Genomic DNA, 20,197 nt, shown 5'->3' with positions numbered 1-20,197 from the left:
CGCTTTGCAACGGCTTTTTGACTGTGATTTATTTACATCTGCTTCTACTTACGGCAAATTATTCCCTGCTGCAAGATAAATTTCATACCATTCTTTTCTTGTTAAGCTAAAGTTTGCCGCTTGGCTAACTTCTCTCAAGTGATTAGGATTTGTGGTACCTACGACTGCCTGCATTTTTGCTGGATAACGCAATGTCCAAGAAATGGCAATAGTTGAAGAGGTTACTCCATATTTAATAGCTAAACGATCAAGTACTTGATTTAAAGCTTGAAATTTCTCATTTCCAACAAAATTCCCTTTAAAATACCCGAATTGTAAGACAGACCATGCTTGAATGATCACATCGTGTAATTTACAATATTCAAAAATGCTGCCATCTCGCATAGCTGCTTGACTATCTTCCATATTAACATGAAAACCTGATTCGAATCCTGGAGTAAAAGCCGCACTCAATTGTAGCTGATTAACAGCTAACGGCTGCTTGACATCTTTTTTAAGCAACTCCATCATCATAGGATTTTGATTAGAAACTCCAAAATTTCGAACCTTACCTTGTTTATAAAGGAGATCAAAGGCTTCTGCTACTTGGTCAGATTCCATCAAAGCATCTGGTCGATGAAGAAGCAAGCTGTCCAGATGATCAATCTTCAATCTTTGCAAAATACCGTCTACTGATTTTATAATATAGTCCTTAGAAAAATCAAAATAGGTAAATTCTTCTATGCGAATGCCACATTTGGACTGAATCCACATCTTTTCTCTTAAATCTGGACGATTTTTTAGGACAAGACCTAACAGTTCTTCACAACGACCACGACCATATATATCAGCCAAGTCGAAAGCATTGATTCCAACAGAAAGTGCTGTTTCTACAAGCTCTTCAACTTCTTTTACAGACTTATCTTTTATTCTCATCATTCCGAGAACAATTTCTGATAATTCTTTGTCATCTTGACCAAGAGTTATGTATCTCATCAAATTTTTCTCCTTTAATTTCTAACATTCTTCCCTTCATTATAACAAAAAACCGCTTTGCAACGGCTTTTTGACTATATTTCACTCCATTTTATCTTCTTAAACCCACGGAACAGGAGAAAGATACCAATAAAGAGAACAGCTAAAGGAATAACTTTTGTAAGGAAAACATTTGAAATGCCCATCCACTCATAGTAACGAAGCAGAGAACCTACCACAAGATGGGCAATAATCATACTAACAAATGGACGAAAAATCGGTTCTTTCCAATTCCAAATACTGATGACTAGGGAAATCGTAAAGACAGACAAACTATCCCAGGGAGCCGGAAGATAAAAGGCTCCTTCTTGAATGAAATTTGCCATTCCTACATATCCCAGAACAACTAGCAGAACAAGAATCCCAACGACAATATAAGTGCCAATTTTCATCTTAGGAGAATCTTGGACTAGCCCCCAACGTAAGATTGTGGCCACAAGAGCAAATCCAATCAGAAAAAGAAGAAGTTGCCCTAAAAAAGTAAGCAAATTGACTGTTAAGAGAGGACCTTTAGAAAAATCACCCAGTAGATGATAGTAACGTAATATCGCTAGGACAAAAATTGGCGTCAAAAGGGACTCCTTGATAGAACTCCGTGGTGCTTCCTTGAGAATCTCTTTCATTATTTTTTTAGGATTCTTACCTAAATAATCCTCTGCACTCATGCCATCTCGTTCTGCTTCTGAGAAATCTAACATCATCAAATAAATCTGCTCTCTGAGATAGTCTTCATCATAGAGAAATCCAGCAAGATTAAAACTATCCCACAGCTCCTCAAAATACTGCTGATTCTCCTCAGAAAACTCATGCAACAAAGCGCTTGTTTCTTCGTAATACTTCATTTTCGTCATGGTTTACCCCCCATTCTTAATTCCTTCTACTTTTTGACTCAAATCGTCCCATTGTTGCCAAAAGACCGAGACACGCTCTTCTCCTTCTTTAGTTAACGAAAAATACTTCCGATCTGGACCATCTGGCGACGGACGCATGTCGCCTCTTATCCATTGATTTTTTTCTAACTTTTGCAACAAAGGATAAATAGTTCCTGGAACGATAGTATCAAATCCAGCCTCTCGCAAAGTCTGAACCAACTCATAACCATATCGCTCTTTTTGACCAATCATATCCAAGACACAACCTTCAAGAACACCTTTTAATAGCTGAGTTTCCTTCATCCCTTCCTCCTTCTAATCTATTTTGTAATACCTACTAGTAGCTTCATCTATAGTATACTACTTCTACACTAGTTTGTAAAGCATAATAGTTAATACTCTTCAAAAATCTCTTCAAACCACGTCAGAGTCGCCTTGCCGTATGTATGGTTACTGACTTCGTNNAACCTCAAAACAGTATTTTGAGCTGACTTCGTCAGTTTCATCTACAGCCTCAAAGCAGTTCTTTGAGCAACCTACGGCTAGCTTCCTAGTTTGCTCTTTGATTTTCATTGAGTGTAAATAGAAAAACAGAACTAGCATAAACTAGTCCTGTCTATTTTTACCCAATCACACTTCCATTTGGTACAGCTGGATCAACTGTGAGAAGGGTTAATTGTCCATCATGTTCAGCTGATAAGATCATACCTTGGCTGACATATTTTTTCATCATATTACGTGGTTTGAGGTTGGCAACAATCTGGACTTTCTTGCCGACCAATTCTTGTTCATTTGGATAGTATTTTGCAATTCCTGAAAGAATTTGACGATCTTCACCATCACCTGCATCTAGGCGGAATTGAAGCAACTTATCTGAACCTTCTACTTTAGACACTTCTTTGACTTCTGCGACACGGATTTCGACCTTGTCAAAGTCTTCGAATTTGATTTCGTCCTTGTTGAGTTTGAGTTCAACTTCGTCTGGGTTCCACTCTTTTTCGACTGCTGGTTTGTTGCCTTCCATTTGTTCCTTGATATAGGCGATTTCTTCTTCCATATCCAGACGTGGGAAGATTGGAGTTCCCTTAGCAACTACTGTTACACCTGCAGGAAAGTCTGCTAGATTTAAATTTTCAAGGCTAGAAACTTCTGCTAAACCAAGTTGAGTCAAAACTGCACGACTAGTTTCCATCATAAACGGCTCAATCAAGTGAGCGACGACACGAAGGCTGGCTGCCAAGTGACTCATGACACTTGCCAATTGGTCACGAAGAGCTTCATCCTTGGCCAAGACCCATGGTGCGTTCTCATCGATGTATTTATTGGTACGAGAGATAAGGGTCCAGACTGCTTCAAGGGCACGTGGGTAGTCAACTGCTTCCATGTATTTATGGTAATCAGCAATTGATTCAGCAGCTACTTGAGCAAGAGCATTGTCAAATTTAGTCACACTTTCTACATAGGCAGGGATTTGACCATCAAAATACTTGTTAATCATAGAAACCGTACGGTTAAGGAGATTCCCAAGGTCATTGGCCAATTCATAGTTGATACGGCCTACATAGTCTTCTGGAGTGAAGGTTCCGTCTGAACCAACTGGAAGGCTACGCATGAGATAGTAACGAAGTGGATCTAGTCCATAACGCTCTACCAACATTTCAGGGTAAACCACATTCCCTTTAGATTTAGACATCTTGCCGTCTTTCATGACGAACCAACCATGGGCAATCAAACGATCAGGTAATTTAACATCCAACATCATAAGAAGGATTGGCCAGTAGATGGAGTGAAAACGAAGGATGTCTTTCCCTACCATGTGGAAGACTGTTCCATTCCAGAACTTATCAAAGTTACCATGTTCGTCTTGACCGTAGCCAAGAGCTGTCGCATAGTTAAGAAGGGCATCAATCCAAACGTAGACAACGTGTTTTGGATTTGATGGGACAGGCACTCCCCATGTAAAGGTTGTACGAGATACCGCCAAATCTTCCAAACCTGGCTCGATGAAGTTACGTAGCATTTCATTGAGACGACCATCTGGAGTGATAAATTCAGGATGGGACTTGAAAAAGTCTACCAAACGGTCTTGGTATTTGCTGAGGCGAAGGAAGTATGATTCTTCGGATACCCATTCAACCTCGTGACCTGATGGAGCAATACCGCCAGTCACATTTCCAGCTTCATCACGAAATACTTCTGCAAGCTGGCTTTCTGTAAAGAATTCTTCATCTGATACTGAATACCAGCCAGAGTATTCACCCAAGTAAATATCATCTTGAGCCAGCAAGCGCTCAAAGACCTGTGCGACAACTTTTTCGTGGTAGTCATCAGTTGTACGGATAAATTTATCGTATGAAATATTTAGTAATTGCCAGAGTTCTTTAACTCCAACTGCCATTCCATCAACATAGGCTTGTGGTGTAATGCCAGCTTCTTCCGCTTTTTGTTGAATCTTTTGACCATGCTCATCAAGACCTGTCAGATAAAAGACATCGTAGCCCATTAGGCGTTTGTAACGGGCTAGGACATCACAGGCGATGGTTGTGTAGGCAGAACCGATATGAAGTTTCCCAGATGGATAGTAAATCGGCGTTGTAATATAAAAATTCTTTTCAGACATAATTTTTCCTTTCCAGGCAAATGAAACCTGTTTTTCTAACACTTCATTATATCACATTTTTAAGGATTTTCGATAGGGAAATCTATACAAAAACAAGATAGACGAGTGTCCATCTTGTTGATCTTATTCATAACGAAGGGCTTCGATTGGATCAAGTTTCGATGCCTTATTGGCTGGCAAGACCCCAAAAATCATACCCACACTAGCCGAAACCGCAAGACTAAATAGGGCAACTGGGATTGATACTCCCACCTCTATACCCGCAATCAAACCTTGTAATAGCAAACCTGCTAAGGCAGTTAAACCACTTGCAATTGTCAAGCCAATTAATCCACCTAACAAAGTCAAAATCATGGATTCAATCAAAAACTGGATTAAAATATTAGCACGTGTTGCACCCAAAGCCTTACGGAGACCAATCTCACGGGTACGCTCTGTAACAGAAACCAGCATGATGTTCATAACACCAGTTCCTCCAACAAAGAGAGAAATTCCTGCAATGGCACTAATAATCGTCGTCATAAAACTAAACGATTGTTGAACTTCTGCAAATGCAGCTGACTCATCTGATACTTGATATTCTCCCTGTTGCAAGCCAGCAAGCTCTGTCATTTTTCGTGCTAATTCTGGACCCAGAGTTTGAGTCAAGCTTGTGTCATTCACTCGAAAGACAATATTAGCTATTTCATCTACATTAAAATTCGCAGCAAGGGAAGTATTTGTAGTAATGGGCAAGCCACCAAAACCATATATTTTTGAACGTTTAGCCTCTGGACTAGTATAAACCCCAATGACTCGATAACTAAAACCATTGACTTCTACAACCTTGTTAATAGCCTCTTGAGGAGAGCCAAATAAACTAATGGACAATTCTTCATCAAGCAAAATAACACTTGCAAACTCTTTGAAATCTTGCTCTCTCAGACTACGACCTGCAATGATTTCATTCTTAACAGCGTCCATATAGGTTCTATTCCCGCCTGTCAAATTGGCATTTTCAACCTTTTTATCTTTATAAGTCAAGATGGCGTTCGTTGAGTTGGTTACATAGTAATTATCCACTCCCTTGAGTTTGGCTGCCTCTTTAACCCAGGATTCTTGCGGTTTTGGCGGTTCAACATGAACTTCCTCTTCTTTTCCAGAAACCGTAAAAGCTGATTGTTTCTGAGTAAAAGACCCATCTTTACTTTTTTTAGAAGAGAAAAAGACACTAATATTCTTCTGAGATTTGGTCATATCTTTGTTGAGTTGACGAGATAGGGAATCACCTAGAGCCATAATCACAACAACTGATGAAACACCGATAATAATCCCAATCATGGTAAGCAAAGAACGCATCTTGTGAGCCATGATAGATGAAAAGGCAAATTTCAGATTCTGCATCTTAGTTTTCCTCCTTTTCTAACTGAGCACTATCAGATGAAATAACTCCATCTCGAATGACAATCTGGCGTTTAGCATAAGCAGCTATTTCAGGCTCATGCGTTACCATGATAATGGTTTTTCCTTCTTTGTTCAAGTCAACCAATAGTTGCATAATTTGATTCCCTGTTTTGGTATCCAAGGCTCCTGTCGGTTCGTCTGCTAAGATAATAGAAGGATTGTTTACCAAGGCACGCGCAATAGCCACACGTTGCTTTTGACCACCAGATAATTCCGAAGGCAAATGATGACTACGCTCAGTCAATTCAACCTTGTCTAAATACTCCTCAGCTAACTTGCGCCGTTTTGAAGCCGAAACTCCTGCGTAAATCAAGGGCAATTCTACATTTTGCAGAGCATTGAGTTTAGATAGAAGAAAGAACTGCTGAAAGACAAAACCGATTTGTTGGTTGCGGACCTTGGCTAGTTGTTTTTCACCCAGTCCAGCTACTTCTTGACCTTCAAGATAATATTCTCCACTGCTTGGTGTATCCAACATCCCAATCGTATTCATGAGAGTAGACTTACCAGAACCAGATGGTCCCATGATGGCAACAAACTCACCCTCATTCACTTCTAGGTTGATGTTTTTGAGAACCTGCAGTTCTTGGTCACCGTTACGGTAGCTTCTGCAGATATTTTTTAGACTAATTAGTTGCTTCATCAGCCTTCACCTCTTTTCCTTCCTCTAGAGAAGACGTTGGGTTACTGATGACCTTGACTCCATTTGTCAGACCTGAAGTGATTTCTTGGTTGTCTGCATCAGCATTGCCCAAACCAACTTCCACTTTCTTGGCCTTTTTCTGCTCGTCAAGCACCCAGACATAGTTCTTATCATTTTCAGTCACAACACTTGTTAGAGGAACCAAAATGGCTTTACTCTTATTCTTGACCTCAACACTTACTGAGAATCCTTGTTTCAAATCACCGATTTCACTTGTAACATCGATGGTATATGGATATTTAGAACCAGAATTACCACCTGCTGCGGCAGTAGCTGCACTTGCTGCTTCACCATTGTTTTTAGGGTAGTCAGAAATGTAGCTAATCTTACCAGTCCAGCTCTTATCTTGGTAAACTTTAGAAGTAAAGGTTACTTCTTGGCCTACAGAGAGGTTGGCAAGGTTATATTCAGATAGTTCCCCCTTAACTTGCAAGTTTTCATTGCTAACGACATGAACTACCACCTGGCTAGCTCCAGTTGGAGATTTAGAAACATTACGGTTGACTTCGACCACAGTTCCCTCTAAGGTACTGAGAACCGTCATTGCATCCAACTGACTTTGAGCCTTGCTTAATTGCGCTGCTGCATCTGCACGAGCATCACGAGCATCACCTAGTTGTGCATCAATAGAGGATACCGAATTTCCTGCGACTGGAGCTTGAGTTTGGGCTGCAGCTCCTTCGTCTCCTGCTGGTGTTGGCAACTGTGGAGTCGGAGCTGAAGCGGCTTCATTTCGCGCTTGATTGAGTTCATTGATATGACGATCTGCCTTCGCAACTGCTCGACTCGCTGAATCATAGGCCGCCTGGGCTTCTGAACTACTGTACTTGACTAAAGCCTGCCCTTCACTGACTTTATCACCCACAGAAACAAGGATTTCATCTAAATCACCCTTACTAGCATCAAAATAAACATATTGTTCATTTTTTGCTGTTACTGTCCCTGATAATAAAACAGAGGATGCCACGCTTCCTTCCTTGGCAACAACAAGATGAGTAGCCTCATCTTTTACAGCAGTCTGAGAAGGTTGTCTAAAGAGCAAAATGCCCCCAGCACCCAATACAACCACACTTGCAGCACCGATTGCTGCATACAATTGCCACTTTTTAGCTTTACCATTCTTTTTCATAATGAAACTCCTTTTTGATTTAAAGTTCTTAACAATATTATACAAAAATTATCAATTTGAAACAATAACATTTCAGAACGAAATAATGACATTTCAGGATTTAATTATTGTTCGGAATTTATTTTACAATCGTTGTACTAGTTATATAATACACTTTATTTTTCTTTTTTGCAAGCCTTTTCTTTAATTTTTTTGAACGTAGCAGATTTTTGCAATCACATCAAAAAAAAGATAGAATATGACTATCAAAAAATGACACTCTACTATTTAAAAGAGTATAAAGGAGTTTTCAATGAGAGAATATGATATCATTGCTATCGGTGGAGGTAGCGGAGGAATTGCTACCATGAACCGTGCTGGTGAACACGGAGCCAAAGCGGCCGTTATTGAGGAAAAGAAACTAGGCGGAACATGTGTCAATGTCGGTTGTGTTCCTAAAAAAATCATGTGGTACGGGGCGCAAATCGCTGAGACTTTCCATCAATTTGGAGAAGACTATGGTTTTAAAACTACTGATCTTAACTTTGACTTTGCAACCCTACGTCGCAATCGTGAAGCCTACATCGATCGCGCTCGTTCTTCTTATGATGGCAGTTTTAAACGCAACGGAGTAGACTTGATTGAAGGTCATGCTGAATTTGTAGATTCTCATACTGTTAGCGTAAATGGTGAGTTGATTCGTGCTAAACATATCGTGATTGCTACAGGTGCCCATCCAAGTATTCCAAATATTCCTGGTGCTGAGCTAGGTGGCTCTTCTGATGATGTATTTGCCTGGGAAGAATTGCCAGAATCAGTTGCTATTCTAGGCGCTGGTTATATCGCCGTTGAATTGGCTGGCGTACTCCACACTTTTGGTGTCAAGACAGACCTCTTTGTTCGCCGCGATCGTCCTTTACGTGGTTTTGATTCTTACATCGTTGAAGGTCTGGTCAAGGAAATGGAAAGAACAAACTTACCACTTCATACTCACAAAGTCCCTGCCAAGTTAGAAAAAACTACTGACGGCATTACCATTCATTTCGAAGATGGTACTAGTCACACAGCTAGCCAAGTTATCTGGGCTACGGGTCGCCGTCCAAACGTTAAGGGCTTGCAACTTGAAAAAGCTGGAGTAACTCTGAACGAACGTGGCTTTATCCAAGTGGATGAATACCAAAATACTGTTGTTGAGGGAATCTACGCTCTAGGTGATGTAACAGGCGAAAAAGAACTAACTCCAGTAGCTATCAAGGCTGGGCGTACCCTATCTGAACGTCTCTTTAACGGAAAAACAACTGCAAAAATGGACTACTCAACTATTCCAACTGTTGTCTTTTCACACCCTGCTATCGGAACGGTTGGATTGACCGAAGAGCAAGCTATTAAAGAATACGGTCAAGACCAAATCAAGGTTTATAAATCAAGCTTTACGTCTATGTACTCTGCTTGCACTTTCAACCGTCAAGAAACTCGTTTCAAATTGATCACAGCTGGTTCAGAAGAAAAAGTTGTCGGACTTCATGGAATTGGATACGGTGTTGATGAAATGATTCAAGGATTTGCTGTTGCTATCAAAATGGGAGCAACCAAGGCTGACTTTGATGCAACTGTGGCGATTCACCCAACTGCATCTGAAGAATTTGTAACTATGCGTTAATCGAAATAAAAGAAGCTGATACAAATGTGTCTGCTTCTTTTTTGATGTTTTCGAATCAACAAAACAATTATCCAACTTAACCAGTAAGCAAAATCGGCCGTTACAGTTTTTTGTTACCTTCGCTATAAAAATAGATTGACAATAATTACTCTACGAGTATAATAGTTACTATACATTATAAAAGAGGTTAACTATTTTGAAAAAAGCTCACGTTTATGCCATCCCTGCTATTGGGGCTGCTCTCATTGCTGTTTTGGCACAAATCAGTCTTCCAATTGGACCTGTGCCCTTCACTCTGCAAAACTTTGCAATCGGCTTGATTGCTACTGTCTTTAGACCGAGAGAGGCTGTACTTTCTGTTGGACTCTATCTTCTTCTAGGTGCCATCGGTCTTCCTGTTTTTGCAGGAGGTGGAGCTGGATTTCATGCTTTGATTGGTCCTACTGCAGGCTATCTTTGGTTTTATCTTGTTTATTCTGGACTTACCTCTTCTCTAACTAACAGTGATAGTGGTTTTGTTAGAATTTTTCTAGCAAATCTCTTGGGAGATACACTTGTTTTTGTTGGTGGGATCATTGGATTGCATTTCCTAGCTGGAATGCCATTTGAAAAAGCTCTTGCTGTGGGAGTATTTCCCTTTATCATCCCAGATCTTGGTAAAATTATTGCTATTAGTATTATTAGCCGTCCATTACTTCAACGCCTTAAAAATCAGGCTTACTTTACTAACTAAAAAAGGATATCGAGTTGTCATGACTCAATATCCTTTTCTTTCATTTTGAAAACTTAGTTGCCTTTAAAGGCATCCACCATTGTTTGAAATTCTTCATTGGAGAGTGTAATCCCTTTGCCCATTTTAGTATGGTCTGGACTCCAAGCACGAATATCAAACTTTGCAGGGGCACCATTAAAGCTCACACGGTTGATTTCCTTAGTCCAACCTTTTTCGTTTTCAGAAAGAGTCAACAAGTGCTCTTCGATTTTAAATGTAAATTCTGCCATTTTCTTCTCCTTTTTTAGCTTTCATTTGATTATTCGTAAAATCTTGTAGATTTTAGGAAAATTTTATATAATATTGATATAAAAGAAGGGAGGCCAATATGAGACATAAATTCCAGCAAGTTCTAGGTAAAATACATGACTTTTTAAATGGACTTGAAGAACCAGATCAGACTGAAAGCAACTCCCTTACAGCCACTATTGAAGAGGCTATCCAGAAACAAACCGCTGTTCACCTTATCTTGTCTGAGACAAGTTTTACAGGTGACATCATCAAATACGATCAACAAGGCCAACAACTTATCGTGAAAAATTTTGCCAAAAATGTGACCCGTATTATCCGCATAAGCGATATTCAACGTCTTCGCTTTGTCCCTTCAACCGTCCAAACAGCCCAAAAAAATAGATTTAAGAAAGAGTGAGATGTAGTTACTTCATCCCACTCTTTTTTCTTAGCGAACTTGTTCAAAATGTAAATGAACGGCGATATGATCTCCATAACCACTTCTTTCCAAGTCACGTTGTAAACGATAGGAAATGTAGTGTTCTGCAATGGTAATGTAACCTGCACCCAGCAAACGATGTTCAACCATAGACTGAATCATGCTAATGGTAGCACGTTCTACCTTGGCTTCTTCCAAGTCCAAAACCACTTTTTTAGTGACTTGTGCAAGGTTTTGACGTAAATCATCTGTCAATACATAGACAGTCTGGGCTGCCTTTAAAATAGCTTGGTAAATCTTGTCTGGATTAAATTCAGCAATTTCGCCATCACGTTTGATTACTTGCATAGGTTTCTCCTTTATTCTTTGTTTTCTTTGATTTCTGCCAGCATTTTTTCTTCTTCTGCTGTCAGTTGATAATGTTCAAGCAAATCCGGTCTGCGTTCATAGGTTTTCTTTAAACTCTCATACAGGCGCCACTGACGAATCTTTTCATGGTGCCCGCTCATCAATACATCTGGCACAACCATACCTCGATAATCATAGGGACGTGTGTACTGAGGGTATTCAAGAAGGCCTGAAGAAAAACTATCATCTTGGTGGCTAGACTCCTTGCCAATCACTTCTGGAATCAGGCGAACCGTAGCATCAATCATGGTCATGGCCGCCAATTCTCCTCCAGTCAAGACATAGTCTCCCAGGGAGATCTCATCTGTCACTAAGGTCTTAATGCGCTCATCATAACCCTCATAGTGCCCACAGATAAAGATTAGCTCTTCCTCTTGAGCCAAATCTTCAGCATAAGCCTGATCAAACTGCTTTCCAGCAGGATCGAGGAGAATAACGCGCGGATTTTTCTTTTCAATAGCATCAAAGGAATCGAAAATGGGTTGTGCTCTGAGCAACATGCCCTGACCGCCTCCGTAGGGCTCATCATCTACATGACGGGCCTTTTCAGCATTTTCTCGAAAATTATGATACTGGATATCCAAGAGCCCTTTTTCTCGAGCCTTTCCAACGATTGAGTGCTCCAGTGGAGAAAACATCTCTGGAAAGAGGGTTAAAATATCAATCTTCATCGTCTAACCCTTCTAAGATTTCCACATCGACGCGGTTATTTGGAATATCAACATTGAGAACTACTGGTGGGATATAAGGCAAGAGCAAGTCACGTTTACCTTTTCGCTTGACCACCCAGACATCGTTGGCACCTGGTTGCAGGATTTCCTTGATGGTTCCAATCAAGTTATCACCCTCATAGACTTCCAAACCGATAATCTCGTGATAATAGAATTCACCATCATCTAAGTCATTCAAATCTTCCTCAGCGACCTTGAGACTGTATCCCTTGTACTTTTCAATCGCATTGATATGGTACATATCTTTGAATTTAATAATGTCAAAGTTCTTCTGTTTACGGTGGCTAGCAATGGTCACTGTTTGAACAAACTGATCTTTTTCATCAAACAAGGCCAGCTCAGCTCCTTTTTTAAACCGTTCTTCTGCAAAATCCGTCACAGACAAGACTCGCATCTCACCCTGCAACCCTTGAGTATTGACGATTTTCCCAACATTAAAGTAGTTCATCTTGTCTCCTGTACTCTATTTCTATCCTTTATTCTATCACGTTCCAAAGATTTTCTCAAGTTGGAGGAAGATACATAGAGGGGTCGCTATAGTCCAAAAAGTGCTAATAGTTTCCTCTTTAATATTAATTTATATTTGAAAGATGAGATATTCACATTCCCATTATACATATTACTATAAAATGTATACTCGCCAATTTCACCCTGACTTGTTTTCCATTTCATTCTTAAACTAGGCATATTCTATGGTAAATTTGTATGAATCAATAAGCATGTATAATTCTTTAAATTTTTAACTGTATGTAGTTTATCATTATCAACTAAACGATTACTTTTTGAATCATAGTTTAAAGAATAAAATTCTACTATTTCAATATCAATTTCTTTGGGATAAAAAATCAAATGGTTATAATGTTTATCATTTTCATCATGTTTAAACTCATATATATGATGAAATCTCGTATGTAAGGAATCAAATTCGATTGGTTTAATTACCTGAATTTCGATATTATTGATATAGGCCTTATTCTGAAAACTAATTTTTAAAATTACACCTATAAAAGTCGAAATCTGTAAAATTCGCAATAACCAATCAATGTACATTTCCCAATCTATGTTTAAAATACAATCAATGTTCATTCTTTTCCAGTCCCCCTTTAAAAAGCCTTCCAAATCACGTTAATGTTGGTACTTAATGGCTGCAATTTTACACTTCTCGCAAAAAAGCGAGACATTCGTCCCGCCCTTCTTATTTTTCGTCAATAACGATTCTTACTTTTTTGTCTTCAGTTGGGACAGAGTAGACAATCGTTCTTATCGCAGAAATAGTGCGACCCTTACGACCGATTACACGACCCACATCACTTTGATCAAGATCCAAATGATATTCCAAAAACTCTGGTGTATCTTCAATCTTGATAGTTAAGGCATCTGGTTGTGAAATCAAGGGTTTCACAATCGCAATAATGAGATTTTCAATCGTATCCATCTGTCAACCTACTTTAAACTTATTTTGAGAATTTAGAATCGTGGAATTTTTTCAATACACCTTCTTTTGAAAGGATGTTGCGAACTGTATCTGAAGGTTGAGCTCCATCAGCCAACCATGCAAGAACGCGGTCTTCTTTCAAAGTTACTTGGTTTTCAGCAACAAGTGGGTTGTAAGTTCCAACTGTTTCGATGAAACGTCCGTCACGTGGTGAACGTGAATCTGCTACGTTGATACGGTAGAAAGGTTTTTTCTTAGAACCCATACGAGTCAAACGGATTTTAACTGCCATTTTTAAAGTCTCTTTTCTTATTTTTTATTTCGGTGAAATAGCTGAGCTATTTAGCACATGTTCTATTATAGCAGATTTCTGGCAGGTGTCAAGAAAAAAACTTGACAGACTATAAAATTCTTAAACCATTTAGAAATTTGTTAGAAGTAGGAAATAAATGTTTGAAAGAAGCTAGCCGTGAATACTATTTTATACTCAATGAAAATCAAAGAGCAAACTAGGAAGCTAGCCGCAGGCTGTACTTAAGTACGGCAAGGCAAAGCTGACGTAGTTTGAATTTGATTTTCGAAGAGTATTAGAAATATTTTATAAAGACCATCAACTCAAACCCTTCATCTCACCTGAACGAGATTTGGATACTTGGCTCCTAAATCCCAATCCCGTTCCCAAAAGAAATATCAAGAATTTTAAGAATGATATCTATTAATTTAGAAAATATGAATTAATAGATTCTAAATAGGGGAATAATTTAGTTCTGTAAAAATTAACTTCTACACCTACAAAGCTTATTTTGACAGACTTTATAACAGTCTAAGAAAAAAATAGAGATTCATACAGTATCTAGATTTTCCAAAAATTCTTTATCATCAAATATTATTAACGAAACTATCCAAACCAAATCCGATGCATTGCTTCAAAGAATTCTTTAGTTGTTTGACTATCGAGGGCTTTTATTAAAAAATTTTTTCAAATAATTGCCACCTTGGCACATAAATTCTTGCTTTCTAAATTTAAATGTGATATATTTATAACATAAAATTTAAGTGTTATATATTTATAACATAAAAAAGGAGTCTATCATGAAAAAAAGTCAAAAAATGCGTGGCCTCATTGCAATGATTGCCGTAGCTCTCTTTATTGATTTTATTGTTTTATTTGGTTCTAATCTTAGTTGGGAACCCAAGTTAGTTATTACTGGTATTTCAGTGTTAGGTCAAATTATAGCTATTTGGAGCTGGCTACATAAGAGTCAGAAAGGTAAGGGAAAGATTATTTTTGACTTGTCTGCTAAGCTTTACACGATACTTGTGTTTGCAGCAAGCATTTTTTATACAGTAGGGATTTGGGTTGCGACCCCAAGCGTAAGTTCTGGTATTAAAGAATGGATTTTGGGAATTGGCCTCGTTATTGAAGTGATTGTATTTGTTTTTTTCTCTTTAAAAAATGTCAAGGAAACTCCGGACGAACGCTTTTATGCTAATTTAGCCAAGGCAGCTAGCTTGATGTTTGTTTTTATACTAGGCGCACTGATGATCCTAGCAGTTATCATTGGGTATATGGGGTCTCTCACTCTTTACATGGGACAGATATTTATTAGCATAGCTGCCTTGATTTGCATCTTTTCGGTTGTCTATCTTATCTTGGAACGTAGAGGATAAGCATGGCCAAAGAAAGCAATATTATTACTAATCTCAAATCTGTCCGTGAGTCCACAGGCATGACCCAGCAGGAGTTAGCCGACCGCATCGGCATACGACGCGAGACAATTCTGCACTTGGAAAATAACCGTTACAATCCTTCGCTGGAAATGGCTCTTAAAATTGCTCAAGTTTTTAATCTGAAAGTAGAAGAGCTCTTTGAACTCAGACAGAAAGAGGAAGCATAATTCTTTTCGAGACCTAGTATTAAGTTCATTGATTAATTAGGAATTGAAGCCAAAAGAAAAATCTCTAAGCAAGCGATTTTTCTTTTGGCTTTCTCTAAAACTACCTTGTCACTAATATTTGAAATCCCCTTCCTTTTAGGGTACAATGGTAGAAATGAATTTTTGAAAGGATCAGAATGAAAAAACTAGCAACCCTTCTTTTACTATCCACTGTAGCTCTAGCTGGATGTAGCAACATCCAACGTAGTTTGCGTGGTGATGACTATGTAGATTCTAGCTTGGCCGCTGAGGAAAGCTCCAAAGCAGCAGCCCAATCTACCAAGGAGTTAAACGATGCTTTAACAAACGAAAACGCCAATTTCCCACAACTATCTAAAGAAGTTGCTGAAGATGAAGCCGAAGTGATTCTCCACACAAGCCAAGGTGATATCCGCATTAAGCTCTTCCCTAAACTCGCTCCTCTAGCGGTTGAAAACTTCCTCACTCATGCCAAAGAAGGCTACTATAACGGTATTACCTTCCACCGTGTCATCGATGGCTTTATGGTCCAAACCGGAGATCCAAAAGGGGACGGTACAGGTGGTCAGTCCATCTGGCATGACAAGGATAAGACTAAAGATAAGGGAACTGGTTTCAAGAACGAGATTACTCCTTATCTCTATAACATCCGTGGTGCTCTTGCTATGGCTAATACTGGTCAACCAAACACCAATGGTAGCCAATTCTTCATCAACCAAAACTCTACTGATACCTCTGCTAAACTCCCTACAAGCAAGTATCCCAAGAAAATCATCGAAGCCTACAAAGAAGGTGGAAACCCTAGTTTAGATGGCAAACACCCAGTTTTTGGTCAAGTGATTGACGGTATGGATGTTGTGGATAAAATTGCTAAAGCCGAAAAAGATGAAAAAGACAAGCCAACGACTGCTATTACTATCGATAGTATCGAAGTAGTGAAAGACTACGATTTTAAATCATAAAAACCAAAAAATACAGTATCCATATTCGGTACTGTATTTCTTTTACTCTCATTCTTAAGTTAAATTATTAAAATCCCAGATTTGGTCCATCCAGCCTTCATAAAAGTCTGGTTCGTGGCAGACCATAAGAATAGATCCCTTATATTCTTTGAGAGCGCGTTTGAGTTCATCCTTGGCATCCACATCCAAGTGGTTGGTTGGCTCGTCCAGCACTAAAACGTTGTTTTCACGATTCATCAAGAGACAGAAACGAACCTTGGCTTGTTCCCCACCTGACAAGACCTGAATTTGACTTTCAATATGCTTGGTTGTCAAACCACAACGAGCAAGGGCTGCACGAACTTCTGCTTGGTTGAGAGCTGGAAAGGCATTCCAGACAGCTTCAAGAGGAGTTTGGCGATTACCGCCTTCTACTTCCTGTTCAAAGTAGCCAAGTTCTAGGTAGTCTCCACGTTCAACTTCTCCAGCGATTGGCGGGATAATTCCCAAGAGAGACTTCAAGAGAGTTGTTTTTCCGATACCATTTGCCCCGATAATAGCAACCTTTTGATTACGTTCAAAGGTAAGATTTAAAGGCTTGGTCAGAGGACGATCATAACCAATTTGCAAATCCTTAGCTTGGAAAATAAAGCGACCTGGTGTACGAGCTGGTTTAAAATCAAAGGATGGCTTTGGTTTCTCACTTTGCAGTTCGATAATATCCATCTTATCCAATTTCTTCTGACGAGACATGGCCATGTTTCGTGTTGCAACACGCGCTTTGTTTCGAGCCACGAAGTCCTTGAGATCCGCAATTTCTTTTTGCTGACGTTCGTAGGCAGCCTCTAGCTGAGATTTCTTCATAGCATAGACTTCTTGGAACTGGTAGTAGTCACCAGAATAACGCGTCAGCTGTTGATTTTCCACATGATAGACAATATTGATAACGTCATTTAGGAATGGAATGTCGTGTGAAATGAGGACAAAGGCATTCTCATAGTTTTGGAGATAGCGCTTAAGCCAGTCAATATGCTCAGCATCCAAATAGTTGGTCGGCTCATCCAAAAGTAATATATCAGGCTTTTCAAGGAGAAGTTTTGCCAAAAGCACCTTGGTTCTTTGCCCACCTGACAAAGAAGTTACATCTGTATCCATGCCAAAGTCCATGACACCAAGGGCACGCGCTACTTCGTCAATCTTAGCATCCAAGGTATAGAAATCACGACTCTCTAAACGGTCTTGAAGTTCTCCCACTTCTTCCATGAGAGCATCAACATCCGCTCCGTCTTCAGCCATTTCCATATAGAGGTCATTGATACGGGCTTCCGCTTTGAAAAGCTCATCAAAGGCTGTACGGAGAACATCACGTACCGACTGCCCTTCAGCAAGGACGGAGTGCTGATCCAAGTAACCAGCAGTCACATATTTGGACCACTCAACCTTCCCTTCATCTGGCAGCATTTTACCAGTCACGATACTCATAAAGGTTGATTTTCCTTCACCATTGGCACCGACCAGGCCGATATGTTCTCCTTTGAGAAGACGGAAGGACACATCTTCAAAAATTGCACGGTCACCAAAACCGTGACTCAGATTTTTAACTTCTAAAATACTCATTTTAATTCCTTATCTTGTTTTTATACTCTTCGAAAATCTCTTCAAACCACGTCAGCTTCACCTTGCCGTACTCAAGTACAGCCTGCGGCTAGCTTCCTAGTTTGCTCTTTGATTTTCATTGAGTATTATGTAATTGTTTATAGAGGAGCCAAGCCAGATAGCCACCCAAGATATTGGTCCACAAATCATCAACCTCAAAGACTCGATTAAAATCAAAGAAAAAATCCAAGACTAACTGCGTACACTCAATTCCAAAACTCACTAGAAAGCTAAAAAGAAGGATCTTTTTTGTTTTCCGCAAGTTTGGAAGGAGATAAAGGAGTTGGAAAACAAGAGGAAAAAGCAAGAAGACATTTAAAATGTTCTGCAAAAAAATCCAAATGACTTGTCCCAAACTAGTCACTTCACCCAGTTTCCAGAGAGAATTGAAAGGAGTCAAAAGAAAAACCAGGCGTCCAAGATGCTGAATACCTGGAGTTTCCACCCCCACGGGAGATTGTTCTTGAGGAGTAAAGCAAAAATAGACAATGCAAATGCTATAGAAAATGACTCCCCAGACCAAAATATGATTGTAACTCTTCTTCATCATTAAGGATTGACTGCTGCGACTGCTTTCTGGCGGTCACGTTTCATTGTATTGGAACGCAATTGTCCACAAGCTGCATCAATATCAGTACCATGCTCTTGACGAACCACACAGTTAACCCCTTTTTTCTTAAGCGTATCATAGAAGGCCAGGACGCGCTCTTTAGGACTACGGCTATATTGGTCATGCTCACTAACTGGGTTATAAGGAATCAAGTTTACATAAGACAATTTCTTGATATTCTTGAGCAATTCAGCCAATTCCAAGGCTTGTTCTACACCGTCATTGACTTCATTGAGCATGATATACTCAAAAGTCACACGACGATTAGTTGTCTCAATGTAATACTCAATGGCTGCGAAAAGTTTTTCAATCGGAAAGGCACGGTTAATCTTCATGATGCTTGAGCGCAATTCATTGTTCGGTGCATGAAGGGAAACGGCAAGATTGACCTGAACTCCTTCATTAGCAAAGTCACGAATTTTATGGGTCAAACCTGAGGTTGAAACCGTAATGTGACGAGCACCGATGGCCATTCCCTTGTCATCATTGATAGTACGAACGAAATTTAAGACATTGTTGTAGTTATCAAAAGGCTCACCGATACCCATGACAACGATATGGCTGACGCGTTCGTCCTGACCACGTTCATCAAAGTATTTCTGAACCAGCATGATTTGCGCTACGATTTCCCCATTATTAAGGTCACGTTGTTTCTTAATCAAACCAGAGGCACAGAAGGTACAACCAATATTACAGCCGACCTGAGTGGTCACACAGACAGATAAACCGTAGTGTTGACGCATAAGTACCGTCTCAATCAACATACCATCTGGCAATTCAAAAAGATATTTAACTGTCCCATCAGCAGACTCTTGCACAATACGTTGTTTCAAGGGATTGACCACAAACTGATCATTAAGCTTAGCAATCAAATCTTTTGACAGGTTGGTCATCTCTTCAAATGACTGGACACGTTTACGGTAGAGCCATTCCCAGATTTGATCTGCACGGAATTTCTTTTCTCCCTGCTCCAAAACCCATTCCTGCATGGTTTGACGTGTTAAACTATAAATTGACGGTTTCATTTCTACTCCTTATTCTCTACTCACTTCTGACGAATAACAAAATGACGTTGCCCCTTGTCCTCTTTCTGAGAATACTGGTCTTTCTGACGACGTCTATTTTTCTTATCTGCATTCGGCTTTCGTTTGGTTTGAGACGGCTTCTTTCCTTTTCTAGAAGGTGGTTCTTCTTCCTTCTTACGCATTTTCTTGTCAAATGATGCGCGCTTAGGTGCTTCATTTTCTAGAACAAAATAGGCACAACCATAACTACAATACTCTAAAAGATAGTCTTGTAAACGACTGATTTTTTCAAGATTTTCCTCTGTTCGGTCATCCTTGTAAAAACCTCGTAGGCGAAGCTGTTCGTTGCTCCAGTCTCCCACGATATAATCAAACTTGGTTAAGACTTCTGAAAAACGCTGATTAAAAGTCGTCACATCAAAGGCTTCCTTGATATTTTCCACCAAGGAAAAAGCGATCCCTTCCGTTTCGACCTTGTCCCCGTGTAAATGAAACTCAGGACCAGGAAACTTGTTATAGTTGTATAATTCAGGTGCAATTTCTTTTCGCATAGATATCCTTTTTCCACGATTACTTAATACTTTATTCTACCATAATTTCTAGCAGTTAGCAC

Annotated in this window: 24 protein-coding genes; 6 read left to right on the top strand and 18 right to left on the bottom strand. The window is 39.5% G+C overall.

The features are described from left to right. Positions 1–48 precede the first annotated feature (48 nt). From HT728_RS03375 to HT728_RS03345, 7 genes are all read right to left on the bottom strand, one after another. Entirely contained in the window at positions 49–975 is a 927-nt protein-coding gene (locus HT728_RS03375; RefSeq protein WP_173233774.1) for an aldo/keto reductase family oxidoreductase, read from the bottom strand. A gap of 74 nt (positions 976–1,049) precedes the next feature. After that, positions 1,050–1,865 carry a hypothetical protein gene (locus HT728_RS03370; RefSeq protein ID WP_173233772.1) on the bottom strand — a complete coding sequence of 272 codons (816 nt, stop codon included), beginning with the start codon at positions 1,863–1,865 and terminating at the stop codon, positions 1,050–1,052. A 3-nt stretch (positions 1,866–1,868) separates the two neighbouring features. Then, on the bottom strand, positions 1,869–2,189 hold the full coding sequence (locus HT728_RS03365; RefSeq protein ID WP_000665422.1) for a PadR family transcriptional regulator: 321 nt from the start codon (positions 2,187–2,189) through the stop codon (positions 1,869–1,871). Between the two features lie 319 nt (positions 2,190–2,508). Then, positions 2,509–4,506, bottom strand: coding sequence for a methionine--tRNA ligase (gene metG / locus HT728_RS03360; RefSeq protein ID WP_173233770.1), 1,998 nt, complete (start codon positions 4,504–4,506; stop codon positions 2,509–2,511). 123 nt (positions 4,507–4,629) lie between these two features. Further along, on the bottom strand, positions 4,630–5,889 hold the full coding sequence (locus HT728_RS03355) for an ABC transporter permease (protein ID WP_173233768.1): 1,260 nt from the start codon (positions 5,887–5,889) through the stop codon (positions 4,630–4,632). A gap of 1 nt (position 5,890) precedes the next feature. Continuing rightward, positions 5,891–6,592, bottom strand: coding sequence for an ABC transporter ATP-binding protein (locus HT728_RS03350; RefSeq protein WP_000811469.1), 702 nt, complete (start codon positions 6,590–6,592; stop codon positions 5,891–5,893). Beyond that, a complete protein-coding gene (locus HT728_RS03345; RefSeq protein WP_173234115.1) occupies positions 6,576–7,784 on the bottom strand; it encodes an efflux RND transporter periplasmic adaptor subunit in 1,209 nt (402 codons plus the stop codon). The genes HT728_RS03350 and HT728_RS03345 overlap by 17 nt, the downstream gene beginning before the upstream one ends. Before the next feature lie 289 nt (positions 7,785–8,073). Here HT728_RS03345 and gor point away from each other — a divergent pair, with 289 nt between their 5' ends. Both gor and HT728_RS03335 read left to right on the top strand, forming a co-directional pair. Continuing rightward, positions 8,074–9,420: a glutathione-disulfide reductase gene (gene gor / locus HT728_RS03340; RefSeq protein ID WP_112443493.1), complete on the top strand. Its 1,347-nt coding sequence runs from the start codon at positions 8,074–8,076 to the stop codon at positions 9,418–9,420. 196 nt (positions 9,421–9,616) lie between these two features. Then, the gene (locus HT728_RS03335; RefSeq protein ID WP_173233766.1) at positions 9,617–10,153 is read left to right on the top strand and encodes a biotin transporter BioY; all 537 of its coding nucleotides are present in this window, start codon (positions 9,617–9,619) and stop codon (positions 10,151–10,153) included. 53 nt (positions 10,154–10,206) lie between these two features. On the opposite strand, the gene HT728_RS03330 is transcribed toward HT728_RS03335, so the two are convergent. After that, positions 10,207–10,422, bottom strand: a complete 216-nt coding sequence (locus HT728_RS03330; protein WP_000807437.1) for a YdbC family protein — start codon at positions 10,420–10,422, stop codon at positions 10,207–10,209. A 98-nt stretch (positions 10,423–10,520) separates the two neighbouring features. On the opposite strand from HT728_RS03330, the gene HT728_RS03325 reads away from it, so the two are divergent. Further along, positions 10,521–10,841 carry a hypothetical protein gene (locus tag HT728_RS03325; RefSeq protein ID WP_173233764.1) on the top strand — a complete coding sequence of 107 codons (321 nt, stop codon included), beginning with the start codon at positions 10,521–10,523 and terminating at the stop codon, positions 10,839–10,841. Positions 10,842–10,871: 30 nt separating this feature from the next. Here the strand turns inward: HT728_RS03325 and HT728_RS03320 are convergent, their stop codons facing one another. From HT728_RS03320 to rpsP, 6 genes are all read right to left on the bottom strand, one after another. Next, positions 10,872–11,210 carry an ATP cone domain-containing protein gene (locus HT728_RS03320; RefSeq protein ID WP_001196041.1) on the bottom strand — a complete coding sequence of 113 codons (339 nt, stop codon included), beginning with the start codon at positions 11,208–11,210 and terminating at the stop codon, positions 10,872–10,874. An 11-nt stretch (positions 11,211–11,221) separates the two neighbouring features. After that, entirely contained in the window at positions 11,222–11,941 is a 720-nt protein-coding gene (trmD, locus tag HT728_RS03315; protein ID WP_138029520.1) for a tRNA (guanosine(37)-N1)-methyltransferase TrmD, read from the bottom strand. Further along, positions 11,931–12,449, bottom strand: a complete 519-nt coding sequence (gene rimM, locus HT728_RS03310) for a ribosome maturation factor RimM (RefSeq protein WP_001105892.1) — start codon at positions 12,447–12,449, stop codon at positions 11,931–11,933. The genes trmD and rimM overlap by 11 nt, the downstream gene beginning before the upstream one ends. A 242-nt stretch (positions 12,450–12,691) precedes the next feature. Then, on the bottom strand, positions 12,692–13,087 hold the full coding sequence (locus HT728_RS03305) for a hypothetical protein (RefSeq protein WP_240147165.1): 396 nt from the start codon (positions 13,085–13,087) through the stop codon (positions 12,692–12,694). A gap of 109 nt (positions 13,088–13,196) precedes the next feature. Beyond that, a complete protein-coding gene (gene kphA, locus HT728_RS03300) occupies positions 13,197–13,436 on the bottom strand; it encodes an RNA-binding protein KphA (protein ID WP_000379617.1) in 240 nt (79 codons plus the stop codon). Between the two features lie 19 nt (positions 13,437–13,455). Next, positions 13,456–13,728 (bottom strand): 30S ribosomal protein S16, encoded by a 273-nt coding sequence (gene rpsP, locus HT728_RS03295; RefSeq protein ID WP_000268760.1) that lies wholly within the window; start codon positions 13,726–13,728, stop codon positions 13,456–13,458. Positions 13,729–14,528: 800 nt separating this feature from the next. On the opposite strand from rpsP, the gene HT728_RS03290 reads away from it, so the two are divergent. From HT728_RS03290 to HT728_RS03280, 3 genes are all read left to right on the top strand, one after another. Continuing rightward, positions 14,529–15,107, top strand: coding sequence for a DUF3796 domain-containing protein (locus HT728_RS03290; protein WP_173217636.1), 579 nt, complete (start codon positions 14,529–14,531; stop codon positions 15,105–15,107). 2 nt (positions 15,108–15,109) lie between these two features. Beyond that, complete coding sequence (locus HT728_RS03285) at positions 15,110–15,334, top strand: helix-turn-helix transcriptional regulator (protein ID WP_173217638.1); 225 nt, start codon at positions 15,110–15,112, stop codon at positions 15,332–15,334. A gap of 176 nt (positions 15,335–15,510) precedes the next feature. Next, positions 15,511–16,314, top strand: coding sequence for a peptidylprolyl isomerase (locus HT728_RS03280; RefSeq protein WP_164226926.1), 804 nt, complete (start codon positions 15,511–15,513; stop codon positions 16,312–16,314). 54 nt (positions 16,315–16,368) lie between these two features. On the opposite strand, the gene HT728_RS03275 is transcribed toward HT728_RS03280, so the two are convergent. The 4 genes from HT728_RS03275 to HT728_RS03260 all read right to left on the bottom strand — a co-directional run bounded on the left by HT728_RS03275 (position 16,369) and on the right by HT728_RS03260 (position 20,135). After that, a complete protein-coding gene (locus HT728_RS03275; RefSeq protein ID WP_000025378.1) occupies positions 16,369–17,910 on the bottom strand; it encodes an ABC-F family ATP-binding cassette domain-containing protein in 1,542 nt (513 codons plus the stop codon). A 115-nt stretch (positions 17,911–18,025) separates the two neighbouring features. After that, positions 18,026–18,499: a VanZ family protein gene (locus HT728_RS03270; RefSeq protein ID WP_173233762.1), complete on the bottom strand. Its 474-nt coding sequence runs from the start codon at positions 18,497–18,499 to the stop codon at positions 18,026–18,028. Further along, on the bottom strand, positions 18,499–19,584 hold the full coding sequence (rlmN, locus tag HT728_RS03265; protein WP_173233760.1) for a 23S rRNA (adenine(2503)-C(2))-methyltransferase RlmN: 1,086 nt from the start codon (positions 19,582–19,584) through the stop codon (positions 18,499–18,501). The genes HT728_RS03270 and rlmN overlap by 1 nt, the downstream gene beginning before the upstream one ends. Before the next feature lie 20 nt (positions 19,585–19,604). Next, on the bottom strand, positions 19,605–20,135 hold the full coding sequence (locus HT728_RS03260; protein WP_173233757.1) for a YutD family protein: 531 nt from the start codon (positions 20,133–20,135) through the stop codon (positions 19,605–19,607). Positions 20,136–20,197 lie beyond the last annotated feature (62 nt).

This window comes from Streptococcus sp. 544, assembly GCF_013277385.1.
GTDB classification, from domain to species: domain Bacteria; phylum Bacillota; class Bacilli; order Lactobacillales; family Streptococcaceae; genus Streptococcus; species Streptococcus mitis_BA.
Note: the sequence above shows the minus strand (reverse complement) of the source record. Positions and strands in the feature narration are given on the sequence as shown.